The organism is Pantoea sp. Seng, from assembly GCF_009829935.1.
Taxonomy (GTDB): domain Bacteria; phylum Pseudomonadota; class Gammaproteobacteria; order Enterobacterales; family Enterobacteriaceae; genus Pantoea; species Pantoea communis.
The window spans coordinates 13,948-31,560 of record NZ_SZZV01000006.1 but is presented as its reverse complement, the minus strand read 5'-3'; the positions used below and the strand labels follow the sequence as shown (position 1 = coordinate 31,560).

The 17,613-nt window shown below is 53.8% G+C and carries 17 protein-coding genes; 9 read left to right on the top strand and 8 right to left on the bottom strand.

All coding sequences use genetic code 11. From position 1 onward, the window contains the following. Position 1 precedes the first annotated feature (1 nt). Positions 2-229, top strand: coding sequence for a hypothetical protein (locus FD737_RS07525; RefSeq protein WP_097117654.1), 228 nt, complete (start codon positions 2-4; stop codon positions 227-229). A 1-nt stretch (position 230) separates the two neighbouring features. On the opposite strand, the gene FD737_RS07520 is transcribed toward FD737_RS07525, so the two are convergent. The 4 genes from FD737_RS07520 to FD737_RS07505 all read right to left on the bottom strand — a co-directional run bounded on the left by FD737_RS07520 (position 231) and on the right by FD737_RS07505 (position 5,052). After that, complete coding sequence (locus FD737_RS07520; protein ID WP_097117931.1) at positions 231-1,421, bottom strand: GTP-binding protein; 1,191 nt, start codon at positions 1,419-1,421, stop codon at positions 231-233. Positions 1,422-1,606: 185 nt separating this feature from the next. Continuing rightward, a complete protein-coding gene (gene zigA, locus FD737_RS07515; protein ID WP_160833144.1) occupies positions 1,607-2,818 on the bottom strand; it encodes a zinc metallochaperone GTPase ZigA in 1,212 nt (403 codons plus the stop codon). A gap of 160 nt (positions 2,819-2,978) precedes the next feature. Then, the gene (locus FD737_RS07510; RefSeq protein WP_160833143.1) at positions 2,979-4,085 is read right to left on the bottom strand and encodes an ABC transporter substrate-binding protein; all 1,107 of its coding nucleotides are present in this window, start codon (positions 4,083-4,085) and stop codon (positions 2,979-2,981) included. Positions 4,086-4,296: 211 nt separating this feature from the next. Further along, positions 4,297-5,052, bottom strand: a complete 756-nt coding sequence (locus tag FD737_RS07505; protein WP_034822379.1) for an IclR family transcriptional regulator — start codon at positions 5,050-5,052, stop codon at positions 4,297-4,299. A 381-nt stretch (positions 5,053-5,433) separates the two neighbouring features. Between FD737_RS07505 and FD737_RS07500 the strand changes: the two genes are divergently transcribed. The 6 genes from FD737_RS07500 to FD737_RS07475 all read left to right on the top strand — a co-directional run bounded on the left by FD737_RS07500 (position 5,434) and on the right by FD737_RS07475 (position 10,236). Beyond that, entirely contained in the window at positions 5,434-5,826 is a 393-nt protein-coding gene (locus tag FD737_RS07500) for a RidA family protein (RefSeq protein ID WP_058960439.1), read from the top strand. 139 nt (positions 5,827-5,965) lie between these two features. Further along, positions 5,966-6,790: a transporter substrate-binding domain-containing protein gene (locus FD737_RS07495; protein ID WP_034822375.1), complete on the top strand. Its 825-nt coding sequence runs from the start codon at positions 5,966-5,968 to the stop codon at positions 6,788-6,790. A 50-nt stretch (positions 6,791-6,840) separates the two neighbouring features. Beyond that, positions 6,841-7,578, top strand: a complete 738-nt coding sequence (locus tag FD737_RS07490; RefSeq protein ID WP_045833600.1) for an amino acid ABC transporter permease — start codon at positions 6,841-6,843, stop codon at positions 7,576-7,578. Then, positions 7,575-8,219 (top strand): amino acid ABC transporter permease, encoded by a 645-nt coding sequence (locus tag FD737_RS07485; protein ID WP_045815500.1) that lies wholly within the window; start codon positions 7,575-7,577, stop codon positions 8,217-8,219. The genes FD737_RS07490 and FD737_RS07485 overlap by 4 nt, the downstream gene beginning before the upstream one ends. Continuing rightward, complete coding sequence (locus FD737_RS07480) at positions 8,216-8,953, top strand: amino acid ABC transporter ATP-binding protein (RefSeq protein WP_034822369.1); 738 nt, start codon at positions 8,216-8,218, stop codon at positions 8,951-8,953. The genes FD737_RS07485 and FD737_RS07480 overlap by 4 nt, the downstream gene beginning before the upstream one ends. Before the next feature lie 11 nt (positions 8,954-8,964). Continuing rightward, positions 8,965-10,236, top strand: a complete 1,272-nt coding sequence (locus FD737_RS07475; protein ID WP_160833142.1) for an alanine racemase — start codon at positions 8,965-8,967, stop codon at positions 10,234-10,236. Between the two features lie 122 nt (positions 10,237-10,358). Here the strand turns inward: FD737_RS07475 and FD737_RS07470 are convergent, their stop codons facing one another. Together FD737_RS07470 and FD737_RS07465 are read right to left on the bottom strand one after the other, a co-directional pair. Beyond that, a complete protein-coding gene (locus FD737_RS07470) occupies positions 10,359-11,054 on the bottom strand; it encodes an aspartate/glutamate racemase family protein (protein ID WP_034822365.1) in 696 nt (231 codons plus the stop codon). Between the two features lie 93 nt (positions 11,055-11,147). Beyond that, on the bottom strand, positions 11,148-13,205 hold the full coding sequence (locus FD737_RS07465) for an FUSC family protein (RefSeq protein WP_160833141.1): 2,058 nt from the start codon (positions 13,203-13,205) through the stop codon (positions 11,148-11,150). A gap of 252 nt (positions 13,206-13,457) precedes the next feature. Here FD737_RS07465 and FD737_RS07460 point away from each other — a divergent pair, with 252 nt between their 5' ends. After that, positions 13,458-14,405 carry a sulfonate ABC transporter substrate-binding protein gene (locus FD737_RS07460; protein WP_160833140.1) on the top strand — a complete coding sequence of 316 codons (948 nt, stop codon included), beginning with the start codon at positions 13,458-13,460 and terminating at the stop codon, positions 14,403-14,405. Positions 14,406-14,438: 33 nt separating this feature from the next. Here FD737_RS07460 and FD737_RS07455 read toward each other — a convergent pair whose 3' ends face one another. Beyond that, a complete protein-coding gene (locus FD737_RS07455; protein ID WP_160833139.1) occupies positions 14,439-15,398 on the bottom strand; it encodes a zinc-binding alcohol dehydrogenase family protein in 960 nt (319 codons plus the stop codon). Between the two features lie 108 nt (positions 15,399-15,506). Between FD737_RS07455 and FD737_RS07450 the strand changes: the two genes are divergently transcribed. Next, a complete protein-coding gene (locus tag FD737_RS07450; RefSeq protein ID WP_160833138.1) occupies positions 15,507-16,361 on the top strand; it encodes a LysR family transcriptional regulator in 855 nt (284 codons plus the stop codon). Positions 16,362-16,396: 35 nt separating this feature from the next. Here FD737_RS07450 and FD737_RS07445 read toward each other — a convergent pair whose 3' ends face one another. Then, positions 16,397-17,611, bottom strand: a complete 1,215-nt coding sequence (locus FD737_RS07445) for an acyl-CoA dehydrogenase family protein (protein ID WP_160833137.1) — start codon at positions 17,609-17,611, stop codon at positions 16,397-16,399. Positions 17,612-17,613: the final 2 nt, after the last annotated feature.

The following is a 17,613-nucleotide window of genomic DNA, read 5'->3' as shown; positions in this document are numbered from 1 at the left end:
GATGAAGACTACTGTTCCTCTGTTGCTTATCGCCATAGCATCGGCAAAAGCAGGTGCCTTTCAGGCAAAGATTGATACGTTAAAACTGGCGCAAAAGCCGGATACCGCAGTGGCCAACGTCGATTTGACGCAGCCTCTGGCGACGGCGGAAGTGCATGCGGCGCTGTTAAAGCCCGTATTCGGCTGCCAGTGTCCGTTCTGTACGCAAATGCGTGCGCTGGCGGGCTAACTCAGGCGGATACGCGCGCCACGCGCTGCGGCCAGGGATCGGCAAATTCGCCGCCACTTTGCCACCATGCAAGCTCCTCTTCATTAAGAAAGCAGCGTTTCAGGGCGACGGTAAAGGCTTTCACTTCATCCGGTTCACCAATTACCGTTAAACTGCAGCGCCGATCGCCAAATCGCCCCGGCATTTTTGCCACTGCCTGTTCGACCGCCGCGCGCTCCTCTGCAGTGAGCGGACTATCACGATGATTCAGAATTCCCGCTTTCCAGTAACTGATAAATTCCAGACTGATGCTGCCCGTGGCCTGATTCCACAACAGCGCTAGATCATCGCGCGTCGGCAACCAGAAAAAGCCTTTACTGCGATAGATGCCCGCGCCCATAAAGTGGTGGCAGGTATCCCACAATCGCTGCGGATGGAATGGACGATCGTCGTGAATCACTTCGGAAGTCATTTGCCACGCACCGGGATCAATGGCATCCACCTCATCCGCTAATTCTTCAATTAACTGCGCGACCCGCCCGAAATCGTAGGACGGCATCGCCATGAGTTCACTCAGAGAGAGATTTCCCCGCGATACCGCCATCACTGCCACATAGGGATTGAGTGGATGAATGGCCTGGGCAATGCGGGTAATGCTGGAAGACGGCAGCCGATCATTTTTAGTGAGCAGCAGATGGCTGCAAAACATGATTTGTTCTGCCAGCAGATTCTCGATGCGCCGCTCGTGACGAGTCAGATTGGCCTGCAAACGAGGAATCAGCGCTTCGCCCTGCTGGTAATCATCATTCAGCATCACGCTGTCGACCAGCGATAAGAATCCATTGAGTTGCACTTCGGCATGATCGCGGAAATAACGCACCAGCGGCAACGGATGGCTGCTGCCCGAGGTTTCCAGCAGGATCAGATCCGGGCGATGTGCGTTGAGCATCGACTCAAGTGCGGCATCGAGTTTTTCGATACCCGTTCGGCTGCTAATACTGTCGGCCGAGAGCGTAATGAAATTATGTTTACTGGCGTTGACGATTTCAGTGTTGGCAATCAGCACGCCATCGACGTCAAGTTCGCTCATATCATTGACGATGACGCAGACTGCAAGTTGCTGTTTGTGCGCCTGAACCAACAGACTTTTTAATAGCGTTGTTTTGCCTGCACCCAGAAAACCGTTGAGAATGGTAAGGGGGATTTTTTGCATCGTGACCTCTTGCTGCCGCACGTTGCGGCTGGGTTTGCCATCCATGGCGTCATGCCGTTCCGTTAAACCAGGTTCTGCCTAAGTACCCGCTGGGGAACTGCGCTTCGCTCAGGCAGAAATATGTGGCCGGGCGCTCAGTTCATTGCACCGTCAACGATCTGCCTGGTTCCTCGCGTTCATCTTCCTCAGTGAAACCAGGGTTCAAACGGGTCCGGATATTCGGCCCAGTTTTCCGGGCCCTGCGCCATCTCTTCGTCAGTCAGCAGCGCATGTTCCAGCTGGTTGCGCAGACGAGTTTCATCCATCTCAATACCAATAAACACGATTTCCTGACGCGCATCGCCAGTGCCCTCGACCCAGTTCTGCATGATGTATTCCAGCGTCTCGGGATCTTCCGGCCAGCGCTCTTTTGGCGCGCTGGCCCACCACATGCCTGCTAAGCCCTGACGCATCACACCACCGGCCTGTGACCAGGAACCGGCATAGCGTGGGCGGCTGGCGAGCCAGAAGAAGCCCTTAGACCGCACCACGCCTTTAAGATCGCCTTCAATGACGCTGGCGAAGCGGGTGGGATGGAAAGGACGGCGCGCGCGGAACACAAAGTTGCGGATGCCATACTCTTCGGTTTCTGGCGTATGTGAACCGCGCAGTTCTTGCAACCAGCCGGGGGCTTGTGAGGCCGCATCAAAATCAAATAAACCGGTATTCAGCACTTCCTTCAGTGCAACCTTGCCAAACTCAGAGGTCACCACGCGTGCGCGCGGGTTGAGAGAATGCAATATCGCCAGCAAGCGGGCTTTTTCCGCTTCATCAATCAAATCGGTTTTGTTCAGAATCAGCACGTCGCAGAACTCAATCTGATCCACCAGCAGATCCACTACCGTGCGTTCATCTTCTTCACCCAGCGATTCACCGCGGGATTTGATGCTCTCGTTGGATTCGTAATCGCGCAGGAAATTGAAGCCGTCCACGACGGTCACCATGGTGTCCAGCGCAGCGACTTCTGACAGGCTCTGACCATCTTCATCGGCAAAGGTAAAGGTTTCCGCCACCGGCAGCGGTTCGGAAATACCGGTAGACTCGATCACCAGGTTATCGAAACGGCCATCTTTTGCGAGGCGATCGACCTCCAGCAGCAGATCTTCACGCAGCGTGCAGCAGATGCAGCCGTTACTCATCTCGACTAACTTCTCATCGGTGCGCGACAACTCCGCCCCGCCCTCACGCACCAGAGCGGCATCGATATTCACTTCCGACATATCGTTAACGATCACCGCCACGCGGCGACCTTCACGATTGTTGAGAATATGGTTAAGCAGCGTGGTTTTGCCCGCGCCGAGAAAGCCGGAGAGGACAGTAACCGGCAACTTTTTAAAATTCGGGGATAATGATGACATTGCAACTCCTTCAACATGACAAGTGCAGGTGCGGTGACATGCCACACCAAACGTTATAATTGATATGTTATAACATAACAATTACGGTTGTCATTGCGTCGAAGAAAGATTGTTGTTCAAGGCTAATAAAAAGCGGGCCGTTTCGGCCCGCTATCAAGCATTACTTGTTATCGGGATGGCTTAGATCGATCGCTTCATCCGGTAACTTAGTGAATTTTTTCACGATGGTGCGGAAGTCGGCGTTAGGCGTCAAATCGGCAAACTGTTGCGGATAAAGGTCTTTTGCCAGAATTTCCATCCCCACGATGTTGTAAGGGTGGTTATAGAAATGATGGTAAACGCCATAAACACGGCCATTTTTCACCGGCTCGATCTGTGCCAGACCGGTACGTTTCAACAGTGTCTGGAAAGTGGCATTCACCTCTTTCGGCTGCACGCCGTAGCCGAATGGCAGCACGTTGGTGTTAGGCCGCTTTGAACCGGTCATGATGTAAACGTCCGGTTTCATCGCAATAATTTTTTCCAGCGCGATAAAGCCCACGTTGCCCGGCAATAGCTCGGAACCAATATTCTTACCGCCTACGGCTTCGACTAATCCGCCCCAGCCATTGTGACTGTGAGTGAAGCAGCAGTTATCGCTGTTACCGGCAATCGGCTCAATAAACACAGTCGGTTTGTTCTTCACCTCAGCCACGCCTTTGGTGATGCGATCAAACCTCTGCTGATAGAAGTCGGTATAGGCCTTAGCCTGGCTCTCACGGTTCAACACTTTGCCCAACAGCGTGACGCTGGGTGCCGTGTTTTGCGCGGGGTGCAGTTCATAATCTACAAACACCACGGGAATATGCAGATTATTCAGCGTACTCAATACACCTGACTGTTGCAGCGCCGGTTTCGCGCGCAGTTGGGCAATCATCATGTCGGGCTTTTGCGCCAGCACGCTTTCCAGATTGACCTGGCCCTGGTCGCTGAAGCCCATATCGACAATTTTGGTCGCTTCAGGCCATTTGCCTTTCAGCAGATCCCAGGTTTGGGTGTCTTGTTTCTTCGGCAGGTTATTCCACGCCACCACACGCTTGAACGGGTCATCACGATCCAGCAGCGCCAGCGTCAAAATATCGCGGCCATCCTGCAGGATAATGTGTTGCGGTTCTTTAGTGATGGTTTGCGTGTTGCCGTCCATATCGGTGACGGTTAACGGGTAAGTGGTAGCCGAAGCCGCCGTGGAAGCCAGTAATCCCATTGCCAGTAGCAGGCGCGTTTTCATCCTAAAACTCCGTGGTAAAAAGAATAGTTATTATTATCAATTACCTTAACACAACCTTAAGGGCTGAAAATAAACGCCAGGACAATGGGTTGTAACCGAGTATTAATGTTGAGTGATGAAGGTTGGATGGCAGATGGCAGATGGCAGATGGCAGATGGATTATCCGTTCCCTGCTGGCAGCCCGCAAGCCGCCGCAGCAGGGAAATGCGCGTCAGGTGAAATCGGACAGCTTCTGCCCGGAGGTAATCAACTCCTGCAACAGCATCTGCCGACGTTCTTGCGACGTATCACGGCTGACCATAAAGCAGATCGCCGCCACCGCCTGGCCGCTGCGTGAGCGAATCGGCGCGGCCATACAGCAGGTAAAGCTTTCGGAGAGCCCTTCCGTCATGCAATAACCCAGCTTACCGGCATGGTGGATTTCATCGAGAAACGCCTGCTTATCGAGAATCTGCCCGCTGGCGAGACGGTAATCTTCTTCTGGAATCAAATCGAGGATCGCGCTATCAGACCAGTTGCTGAGTAGCAAGCGGCCAGTCGCGGTCCAGGTAATGGGCACGCGTACGCCGATATCTGAGGTGATCTTGAAGGGGTGCGCGTTGCTGCTCTCGGACAGCACCACCGTGTACTTGTTGCCTTCCAGCATACAAAGCTGCACAGTTTCGCCATGGCGCGCCACAATCTCGACCATCAACTGATGCGCGCGCCGGATCAGATCGTTGTGCGCCATGTAATCCGCACCGTAATAGTGCATCTCGCGACCGAAAAACACCGCACCATCTGCATCTAATTCCACCAGCCCGGCTTCACTGAGCAAACTGACCAACTCATAAACGCTGGATCGGGGTGCGCCAGTGGCATCGATCAAATCGCGCATCGCCATCGGCTGACGGGCAATATGCAACTGACGGAAAATATCAATAACCCGGTCAACACCGCGCGCCCGTGACGGTTTTTCATCCGGCATACGCTTACTCCCCTGTTGCATTGGTGCGATTGGAATACATGAAAAAAGAAAAGCATCATACACCCCAATGCAACAATTACCCATCCCCGTAAAAATAAAAATTAGTCACTGACGTTATATTATGGCGATCTATTTTGGGGCCTCATTTTGGCGCAACGATTTTTTGCTGACATTAAAAATGTTCGACGAAGGTCACATTCTTATTAAACGAACACTCCGCAATAAATTTATTTTGCGATCCCGACTACATCACAAAAAATTAAATAGCCGATCACATATTGCAAAAGCAAATCCACTGTGCAAATCTTGCCCTATCCGGTATTGCAGATTTGAGTCTGATATATCGGACAGACTAACAACTCCAGAAATGAGGCAATTTGCATGACGATAAAACGTTATGGCATTGAAGGCGGGACCGGCACTGGCGGGCAAATGTTGCCCTTCGCCCGTGCGGTAGAGGCCGATGGCTGGCTGTATATCTCAGGCCAGACGCCGATGCGCGACGGTGAAGTGGTGGAAGGCGGTATCATTGAACAGACCCAGTTAGCATTTGATAACTGCCTGACCATCATGCGCGAGGCAGGTTATCGCGTGGAAGATGTGGTACACGTCACAGCCGTGCTGACCGACGCACGCTACTTCAGTTCCTTTAATAAAGTATTCAGTGAGATATTCAGTGGAAATCCACCGGCACGCATTTGCAGCGTGCAGGATTTAGTGGTCGACTGCAAAGTGGAAGTGGATATGAAATGCTTCCGCGCCGATCGTAAATAATTATTACGGTTAAAACAGGCTGACGATTTTTTATTTTCTTCGCCAACACCAGGACAGCCTGTTATTAATTGATGCTTTTCATTTTGCTGTGAAATATCGGCGTTACGCCGACTCATAACCATTTTATAGAGAGCATAAAATGAACACAACATCGCTTAAATTCGGCGCCGCTGCGCTGGCGTTACTGGTTTTAGCTGGCTGCACACCCACCGAAGAAAAAAAAGAGGCTGGCGCCGCACCGCAATCGGCCCTGCAGAACGTACTGCAACGCGGCACGCTGCGTGTCGGTGACTGCCTGAGCTTTGCCCCCTTTGGTTTTTATGACAAAGACGGCAACCCGGATGGTTATGACGTTGATTTAGCTAAAGCTCTGGCCAAGGAGATGGGCGTGAAACTGGAGATGGTGAATACCACCAGCGCCAACCGTATTCCTAACCTGCAAACCAATAAAGTGGATGTGGTGTTCTGTAACTTTACTCGCAATCTGGAACGTGCCAAAGAGATTGGCTTCACCAACCCGTATGTGGTGGCCAGTGAAGCGATGCTGGTGCGCAAAAACAGCGGCATTCAATCAGCTCATGATATGGCCGGTAAAACTATCGCCACGGTGAAGGGTTCAACCAACGGGGATGAAGTCCGTAACCTCGGCATTGATGTGAAAATCCAGGAATACGATTCATCGCAAGCCGCGATTCTCGCCGTGAAGCAGGGCCAAGCCGATGCGATGATCGAAGACAACAACTTCCTCGCCTATCAAGCCAAGCTCGATCCGACGTTAACCGTGACCAACGAAGCGCTGGTACCACTGGAATATAACGCCTTCGGTGTGAAACAGGGGGATCAGGTGTGGACCAACTATCTGAATGAATTCCTGTTTGAGATTAATGCATCGGGTGAAAACGCCCAGCTGTATCAGAAATGGTTCGGTAGCAAGCCACGTTACCCGCTGAATCCGCAATATTGATTGATGTGCGGCGCGGCAGTTGATGCCGCGCCGTTCGAAGGAGTCAAACCATGAGTTATCAATGGCTAACCCTCTGGCGCTATGCCGACACCTTTCTTGAGGCCGCATGGCTGACACTGCAGGTGACATTGCTGGCCTTCGTGCTGGCGGTAGCATTGGGTTTATTGTCGGCATTAGCGAAATCATCGCCTGTTGCTCCCCTGCGCTGGATCAGTCACTGCTACGTCGAGTTTATTCGCAACACGCCGGTGCTGCTGCAAATTTTCATCATCTTCTTTGGCCTGCCCTCGCTGGGCATCACCATGAGTGCCTTTACCGCCGGTGTGCTGGCGCTGGGCATCAACGTTGGCGCTTACTTGTCTGAAACCTTTCGTGCCGGGATTCAATCGGTGCCAAAAGGTCAGCTCGAAGCCGCTTATATTCTCGGCATCCCGCGTCGGCAAATCTTTCTCAGCGTGGTGCTGCCGCAGGCGGCACGCGCCGTATGGCCGGCGATCATCAACAACCTGATTCAGTTGCTGCTCGGTACTTCGCTGCTTTCTGCGATTGCCCTGCCAGAATTGACCGGCACCGCCACGGTGATCAACGCCCGCACTCTGCTGTATATCCAGACCTTTAGCGTGGTCGCGCTGGTCTATCTGGTGCTGAGCAATCTGTTCTCCTGGCTGGGCACGGTGGCAGGACGGCGCATGTTCCACCCGCCGCTGGTGACCCCGGTAAAAAAGTCCGCCTGGTGGTGGGCAAAAAAATGGCTGACTAATCCAGTGAAACAGGAGAATGCGCTATGAGCGAGCTTATCATCAGCTCTTTCCCCATCCTGCTGAAAGGACTGGGTATCACGCTGTTGCTGTCCATCGCCGCCATTATCGGCAGCACGTTACTGGGCTTACTGGCGGCCGTGTTGCGCACCAGCCGATTGCCGGTCGCCAAACAGATCGCCGTACTTTATACCGAGCTGTTTCGCGGTACGCCGGTGCTGATCACGCTGATGTTCATCTATTTCGGCGTGGCCTACTTCGGTTATGAGATCAACCTGTTTGCCGCCGGGATCCTCGGTTTGAGCATCTATCAAGGTGCCTATATCGCCGAAGTGTTCCGCGCCGGGATTGAAGCGGTACCGAAAGGACAGTGGGAGGTGTCCTGGATTCTCGGGCTTTCCAAACGTCAAACCTTCATGAGCGTGGTATTGCCCCAAACCCGTGGCATCGTGTTGCCGCCGCTGGCCGGTCAGTATCTTTCGCTGATTAAAGACACCTCGATCGTCAGCATGATCGGCATGTCCGAACTGATGCATCAGGGCCAGGCGATTGTCGATCGCATCGGCCAACCGGTGGTGATTTACGGCCTGGTTGCCCTGCTCTACTTCGCCATTTGCTTCCCGCTTTCACGTTGGGTTCAACATCATCAAACCAGGAGCCAGATATCATGAGCCAATCTGCGATTACGCTGAGCCGCATTACTAAATCCTTTGGCTCCACTCAGGTGCTGAAAGAGATCAGTCTGGATGTTTCACCCGGCGAAGTGCTGGTGTTAATTGGTGCATCCGGCTCAGGAAAAAGCACTGTGCTGCGCATCATGAGCGGCCTGGAAACCGCTGATGGCGGCGAAATATGGGTTAACAAAGTGCCATTGCACGACCGTAAGCGCAGCAGCGAAATTTGCGGCCATGTCGGCATGGTGTTCCAGCAGTTCAACCTGTTCCCGCACAAAACCGCGCTGGGTAACGTCACCCTGGCGCTGATTAAAGCGCAAAAACTGTCGGAAGCGGAAGCCAACAAACGCGGCATGGCGGCACTGACCCGTGTTGGGCTGGCGGAGCGCGCGCATCACTATCCGGCACAGCTTTCCGGTGGTCAGCAGCAGCGCGTCGCCATTGCGCGCGCGCTGGCGGTGGAACCGAAAATTATGTTCTTTGATGAAGCCACCTCCGCACTTGACCCAGAGCTGGTTGGCGAAGTGATGGAAGTGATGCGCAGCCTGGCGCGTGAAGGGATGACCATGGTGGTGGTGACGCACGAAATGGGCTTTGCCCGTAAAACGGCCGATCGCGTGGTGTTTATGGATCAAGGCGTTATCGCTGAGCAGGGTTCGCCGGAGCAAATCTTTGTTAATCCGCAGAACCCGCGCACTCAACAATTCTTATCGCGCGTGCTTGAGCACTAACAGGAGCCACTATGTCGATTCGTTTTCCACTGCAGGCAGACGGTTTGCTGGATGCCCAACAACCTGCGCCACGGTTTAAATCGGTAGCGGGAGCTGGCGATCAACCGTTAAGGCCGGGCAGTAACGTTTTTACCAGTGATGAAGTGTTCTCGCCGTTGATGGTGATGAAGCAATCAGCGCTGCAGAACAACCTCCACCAGCTTGCCACGTTTTGCCAGGAGAACGGCATCATGCTGGCAGCACACGGGAAAACCTCAATGTCGCCCGCGATCTTGCGCCGCGCCATTAGCGAAGGTGGCGCGTGGGGATTGGGTGCTGCCACGCCAGCACAGGTGCGTGCGCTGCGTCAGTTTGGCATCCGCAATGTGTTTCTCGCCAATCAGCTAGTCGATCCGGCGGGCATTCGCTGGATTGGCCAATGGCAGCAGCAGCATCCCGACCACGGTTTCCTCTGCTATGTGGATTCACTGCAGGGCGTAAAATTGCTGGAACAGCATCTCGGCGATGCACAGATTTCTGTACTGCTGGAGATGTCGGTGAGTGGCGGTCGTACCGGCTGCCGTTCACAACAGGAAGCGCTAAAGATTGCCGAAGCGATTAAAGACAGCCCTTCACTGCAGCTGGTGGGCGTGGCCGGTTATGAAGGTGCGCTGGGGGCGGGTCGCGATGAAGCCGGTATTCAGCGCGTGAAAGCGTATTGTCAGATGATGATCAGCACCACTGCACTGCTTGCAGATCATCAACTCTTCAGCAGCGATCACATCATCCTCAGCGCTGGCGGTGGCGCCTGGTTTGACGTGGTGACCGAATGCTTTACTGCCGCGACGTTACCGCTGCCGATGACACCCTTGATTCGGTCCGGTGCCTATATGGCGCATGACAGCGGCTTGTATGCGCGCATTGCACCCTTCGCGCAACCGGGTTCGAGCCATCACTTCGATGCAGCGCTGGAGATTTGGGGGCGGGTATTATCTCGCCCTGAACCGGGATTGGCCTTTGTCGATTTTGGTCGGCGTGATGTGCCGTTCGACCAGGATCTGCCCAATCCATTGTGGATCCGCAACGCAGATGGCAGTGAACCGCGCGCGGCAACCCATCTGCGTATCAGTGACGTCAACGATCAACATGCGTATCTGCTGCTGCCCGATGATGAAACGTTGCAGCCGGGTGATTGGGTAGGATGCGGTATCTCTCATCCCTGCACCGCTTTTGATAAATGGCGCTATCTGCCACTGGTGGACGACGATTATTGCGTCACAGATTCACTGGAAACAGCATTCTGACCACAAAAAAGGCTGCCAACGTATTGGCAGCCAGTTCTGGCACATCCTTGTACGACCATGTGGGGTCAGACGTTGTGCCTTCAATGAGCATATAATAACACACAAAATAATTAGCAGGATAATTATTTTATTGCCAGAGCCAGTTTCACCGCATCCTCGGCATGAATCAACGTGGTATCAAACAGCGGCACGCTGGCATCTTCGGGCTTCACCAGCAGGGTAATTTCGGTGCAACCCAAAATGATCGCTTCGGCGCCCTGCGCCACCAGCTCAGCAATCACCTCACGATAACGCGCTCGCGACGACTCACGAATAATGCCAAGACACAACTCCTGATAGATGATGTCATGCACCGTCTTCCGGCCCGATGCATCCGGTACCAGCACATCAATGCCGGACTGCGCCAGACGGCCTTTGTAGAATTCCTGCTCCATGGTAAATGCCGTCGCCAGTAAGCCCACACGCTTCACGCCAGCGGATTGAATACGCTGAGCTGTCGCATCAGCGATATGGAGCAGCGGGATAGCCACGGCACCGGTAATCTGGTCAGCGACTTTGTGCATGGTGTTAGTACAGAGCACAATGAAGTCCGCCCCGCCCTTTTCCAGACTGCGCGCGGCTTCTGCCAGAATCTCGCCGGCTCGCTGCCATTCCCCCGCCACTTGCAGCTTCTCAATTTCCTGAAAGTCGACGCTGTACATCAGGCTGCGCGCCGAGTGCAATCCGCCAAGTTGCTGCTTCACCTGTTCATTGATGATGCGGTAGTAGAGCGCCGTCGATTCCCAACTCATTCCACCGATCAAACCGATCATCTTCATCTACGATTTTCCTTTATCAAGCCTGTTCAGCACTGTACGGGATTTGTCAGTCTGGTGCATGCCCCCAGCTTAAATACAGGGTTTGCGGCACACTTATGCGCGATCAACCTCAAGTGACGCGTTTTCCGGCCAGCGCGCTGAGGGAAACAGCGATAAGCGGATATTGAACAGATGGAACATCGGGGAAAACAACGCCTGTTCCTGTAATGTTCGCGCTTCTAAACCCAGCAGCAGGCGATTAAGTTCATGCAACAACGCCGAATGGGGCTGTGTCTGCAGGGATTTCAGCCTGCGTTTGAGGAACACACTCAGCTCATGGAACATCGCCGCACTCTCAATGCCATTCTCGATCAGTAGCGCTTTGTGCCGCGTGTAATAGTCGTAACAGTTGGCACCAAGCCAGGCCTCGGCAATCAGATTGCCGCCGGAAACCAGATCGGGCGAGGGATCGACGCGCTTACGTGGCAAGATAATGTTCACCTTATCCAGCGTACGCGCCACAAATTGCTGGCGCGCCGTCATCGTTACCGTGTTGACACGCAGCGCAGCGATAAACTGCAGCAAATCGCGGATCCCTTTACGCACCGCGCGTTTCGCAGTCCACGATGGACGCTTGTTACGAATAAGCAATGTCAGCACCAGGGCGATGACAATGCCCACCAGCGTCGAAATCATGGCGTTTACTATAAGCAGAAGATCGGGCTTGAAATGGTGGCTCATGCCAATCAGCCCCGGAATCTGCGTGGCGACGATCAGGCCAATCAAATTGGTTGCCGGGTTGGCAATCACCAATCCCAGCGCAAATAATCCGGGCGCAAGGCAGATGATCATCGCTTCAAACGTTACCGCTTGTGGTATCAACACGGTGACGTAAAGCAGACTGATCGCCATTGAGATCAATACGCCCTTCAGGAATAGCTTCATTGGCGCGATAGGACTGTCCAGCCCGGCAAAGAATGAGCAGAGTACCGCCGCCATCATTGGCGCAGTCGAGCCATCTTTCCAGCCGCTGCCGATCCAGAACAAGCAGGTGGCGAAGGTGGCCAGAAACGCAGTAAAGCAGGAAAGCAACAGCAAACCTTTATCGACATGCTTATGCGCACGCACGGTTTTTCCCGGCTTGACGGTCGGTGTCCACTCACTCACACGCTCGCTGACGCTGTGATAGGCATTGGCGATGCGCACAAAATTCAGCAGGCGCTCCAGCAATCCAATTAGTAAAATACTCTCTTCACTGTTGAGCCGCCCCTCCTGCCAGGCCTGCTTCAACTGCGCCTGTGTAACGGTCAAAACATCGTGAATCTGAACCTGGTCATCGCCGTTCAGCCATAACAAAAATTGCTGGAATGCCTCTGCAACATAGTCCGGAAAACGGATTTCCTGCTGCGCCAGCAAATTAAGCCGCGACTCAATCGCTGTCAGCGTTGGAATCAAATAGGAGAGGTGTTGATACTGCACGCTGACCAACCGCACCAGACGTCGCGCGGCATCGCCTTCATAAACACAGTGCGTAATCAGGGTTTCTACGTTGAGAGGATAGTTCGCCATCTGCACCAGAATATCTTCTCGTTCCACCGATTTATCAGCTGGCATCACCGTGACTAACTCGCTGCACAGCTTGCGCGCATTCTGGTACCACAGGCTGACGCTTTGCTCCAACAGACTGCGCATCGACACCGGCATGATTAAGCGGTGCACCAGGCTGCTGCAGATGATCGCCACCGTGATCTCTTCAATACGCGAAATCACCGTGTAGGTGATGGCCGAGGGTGACGTGACGTCGGGAAAGCCCATGATCGCCGCACTGTAACCGGCGAGCATAAACACATAGCTTTTCGGCGTGCGGTCATGCAGCGACAGATAGAGACATACCGCCACCCATAAAGAGATGCACAGGCTGAACAGCATCGGTGACTCTACGGTAGTGGGATAGATTAGCAGCGTAAACAGCCCACCCAGCAAGGTGCCGAAAAAGCGAAACACCGATTTCGATACGGTCGAACCCGAATAGAGTTGTGAGGCAACGTACATTGTAGTCAGTGACCAGGCCGGTTTATCGAGATTGAGTTCCAGAGCAATATAAAAAGCCAGAAAGGCGGCAAGACAAGTTTTGGCAGAAAACAGCACTGCGCTTTGTGAAAACCACTTCATAGAGCGAAGGAAACCCATAGCAGGCAACGTAAGCGTCTATCCTGACAGAAGCATATCGAGATGACATTTTGATTTGTTATACAAATTATTACCGTGCTAATTATCTGGGCATCTATGCAAATCAAGATGACATGCTGATTACAGTGAATGATCTTGATCACAAAAAATTAGGTTATAAGCGATCGAAATTCGTTATTTATTGGTTATATAAGCGCTTTGCTATGGTGAGAAAAAATCCACGAGAGACTCATCATGCAAACAAAAATTCCTGCTCTGAGCGCGTTGGCGCTTAGCTTTGGCCTGCTCTCTGCGCACGCCTTTGCCGCTAAACCAGAAACCGTGACCATCGGCTATCAGAAAGCCAATATTTTTGCACTGCTGAAGTATCGCGGCACGCTGGATGAAACCTTCAAGAAGGAAGGCATCAATGTCCGCTGGGTAGAATTTCCGGCCGGGCCGCAGATGCTGGAAGGGCTAAACGTGGGCAGCATCGATTTAGCCGCCACCGGCGATGCTCCACCCGCTTTCGCGCAGGCTGCCAAAGCGGATTTGATTTACCTCGGTCACTCCCCTGCTAACCCCAAAACCGAAGCCATCGTGGTACCTAAAGATTCGCCGATCAAAAGCGTGGCGGATTTGAAAGGTAAGCGCATTGGATTGAACAAGGGTTCTGACGTGAATTATTTGCTGGTGAAAGCGCTGGAAGATGCCGGACTGAATGATAAGGACGTGAAACCCGTTTACCTGCCACCAGCTGATGCGCGCGCCGCCTTCCAGAAAGGCGCGATTGATGCGTGGGTGATTTGGGGTCCTTTCCTCGCGGAAGTGGAAGCGAACGCCGACGCGCGTGAAATCCGTAATGCAGAAGGTTTGGTGCCGCATTACACCTTCTATCTCGCCAGCCGCCCCTTTGCCGAAGGCCATCCTGACACCGCGAAACAGGTGGTGGATGAATTGAGCAAATTGAGTGACTGGGCGAACGCCAATCAGGATGAGGCTGCCGCGATTCTGTCCAAATCGACCGGGTTAGATAAGGCAATCTGGCAGACCACGTTGAAACGCCTGCCGTATGGCGCTACGCGTATGACGCCGCAGGTGTTCGATGAACAGCAGGCGTTAGCCGATACATTTACCCGTGTCGGACTGCTGCCGGTGAAAGTGGATGTGCGCAGTGCGACCTGGTCACTGGATAAGCAGTGACCAGATAGTGTGCGGCCTTACGGCCGCACACTGTTAAACAGTCATAAACACTCTGCCTAAACGCCCACGCGTTTCTGCTCGTTGATGCGCTTCAACCACCTTTTCCAGCGGGAAAGTACTATCGATAGGCACGATCAGTTCGCCTTTCGCCGCCATCACCATCAGTTCATTCACCAAATCGCGGGCAATCTGTTTTTCACCCCATTCTGGTCCCAGCAAGCATCCGATCAACGTAATACGGTGCAACAGCAGATATTCCGCATCGACCATCTGATTACGTCCAGCGAGAATGCCGATCAGAACCGCCGACCCGCCGTCTTTTAATACTTCAATGCCATCTGACAATGCTGCGCCGCCGATGGTATCGATCAGCAAATCCACTTTATTGCCGCCCAGCAATTCCCGCACCTGCTCGCCAGCCTGCTTGTCACCCACCACAATGGCGTCATTGAGGCCAAATTCACGTAATTTTTCCAGTGATTCGGGACGCGTACCGGTTCCAATCACCCGGGCACCCATGCGGGATGCCAGTTGGACGGCAGCCATGCCCACCCCGCCCGCCGCGCCGAGAATGAGTACGGTTTGGCCTGGCTGCAGCTGACCTAAATGAAACGCCCATGCAGCGGTGCCTGGCCCCACCGGAATGGCGGCAGCAATGCGCGCATCCAGGCCATCTGGAACAGGAAAACAGTTATAGGCAGCGACAGCGCGACGTTCTGCATAGGCACCTCGCCAGTTAAACGTTGCCACTTTCTGACCGATCTTAAATCCCGTCACGTTTGAACCGATGGCAAGAATGGTTCCTGCCGCCGCATAGCCAAGTGACTCGCCCGCTTGTAAGTGCTGACTATTGCGCGAAATGATATCGCCACCCTCAACACTAATGGCTTCCACCGCCACCAGCAGCTCATCCTGAGTAATCGAAGGTTCAACGACATCCACCAGTTGTAAAACCTCTGGACCTCCTGGTTGGGGGTAAGTGACTGCTTTCATCTCTGGTCTCCACACTGCTGAATACGAATAATGATCGGTAGATAAAGCGTAGCGAAGCTGATGATATGTTGGTAGGCTGCATTCACATGTATCAGACATAACCCCATCATGATATCGGACAATTTTGAACCCGCGCTGCTTCGTACTTTCGTTGCCGTTTGTCATCACCGCAGCCTGACACGCGCCGCCGAACAGGCCGGACGCGCCCAATCCGCACTCAGTGCACAGATTCGTCGACTAGAGGAACATACAGGCCAGCGTTTGCTGCGTCGTACAGGACGCGGCGTCGTCCCCACCAAAGAGGGAAAAGTGCTGCTCAGTTTTGCGGTGCGAATTCTCGCGTTGGGGGAAATGGCGGTCGCGCAACTGAGTGAAAGTACGCCCGCCGGCACGCTTCGCATCGGTATGTCCGAAGATGTGGCATCGAGTTTGCTCCCCTTTGCACTTGGCAGGCTGAGAAGATTGTGTCCGGGTCTGCACATCGAGCTTTCCATTGAGAGCGATCACATCCTCGCCAGACGTTGGCAGGAGAGCGCGTTTGATATGGTCTTGGGTCTGACCGCCGGTTTCAGTGAAGACCCGTTAACCAGTTGGGAGATCGACCTGCATTGGGTGTGTGGAATTGACTACCCCTGGGATAGCGCGCTGACGGTCGATGCTATTGTTTGCGGTGAACCTTGTTCATGGCGAAGCTTGATGTTTGATGCGCTGATTGAAGCAGGCAAGGAGTTTAGGATCGCGGTAACCAGCTCCAACCTGGGTGCGATCATCCCCGCTGTTGAAGGCGGATTGGGTGTGGCCATGCTGCCAGCGGAACTCATTCGTCATGACAGTATGCGTCTGGTGAATGTCGCGCAGGCTCCGGTAAAAGTGACATATGGTTTGTTTGTCACGCGGCGGCCGAATTCCAATGTCACTACGGCGCTGAATGTGATTCAGGACAGTTTAAAAACGTTGTATTAGAAGTGGGCGGCTCAAGCCGCCCGGCATGAAATGTTTTACCCTTCCCCGCGCCCAATTTGCCAGATCCCTGTCGGCGGCGTCCCGTTAACCTTCCAGCCACCGATGTCACGTGCTTTATAGATCACCGGATTGTGTGACGAGACGGTACGCGCATTACGCCAGTGGCGGTCTAGCGCTTTGCTGATACGCGTATCCGACGCGCCGATCGCGTTAAACAACTCAGTTGCTGCGCGTGGTACCAGCTCACTGGCGATCACCTGTGCCTGACCCGCTTCAGCTTCTGCCAGCGCATTCACTGCCAGAAGTTGCGCTTCGTCGCTGCTTAAGTGCGCTTCATACGCTGATTGCAGTGAATGTGCGGCGCGGATCACCGTCGCTTCGACGGCAAACGCCAGGCTGGTGATCTCACCGATGACCTGTAGCACCTGCACATCCTGACGTGATGAATCGCCGTTGCTGTGGCTGTAAATACGATTGCGAGCGGCCACCGCTTTTGCACCATCGCGTGCGACTGCCCTCCCGATCCCGGCTAGTGTTGCCAATAGCACATGTTGATAGAACGCGGTTTGATAGCGGAAGCGCGTGGCGAAATCGAAGACGTGTTCCTGCTCGACGTGAGCGTTGTCAAAGCGTGTGGTTCCGCTGCCGGTCAAGCGCTGGCCGAAACCATCCCAATCGTCTTCACGCGTTATACCAGGTTGGTGAGTGCTTACCAGAGCGATGACATCACCCTGGTTATCGTTGCGTCGTGCATACACATCAATCCAGTCCGCAAACAACGTGCCCGTGCTGTAAAACTTCTCGCCGTTGAGCGTCCAGCCATTTGAGACGGGCGTGACGCGGGTAATCACATCCCCGAGTTTGACTGTGCCAATTTCTGTCCAGCCACTGCCCACCAGCTCGCCATCGTTAAAGCGGCGGAACCAGCGATCGCGCTCTGCACTCGCGGGCTGGTTGAGGCGGTCCTCGACAAAGGCAAAGTGCGCACGTAATGCCTGCGGCAGATTGGAATCCGCTTCCGCCAGTTCGGTAAGCAATTGGAACAGCTGCGGTAGCGATGCGCCCCACCCGCCCTGCTCTTTCGGGATGCGCACGGTGCCGAAGCCCGCTTCTTTTAACCAGGTGATTGCTTCATGAGGCAAGGTGCGGCTGCGTTCGCGCTCCACTGCGCCCTCAGCAATACGATCAAACAGTGGGCGGAAATGCGCCGCCAGCGCAGCGTAATCGGTGCCTGTAGAAAGTTGGCTCATAA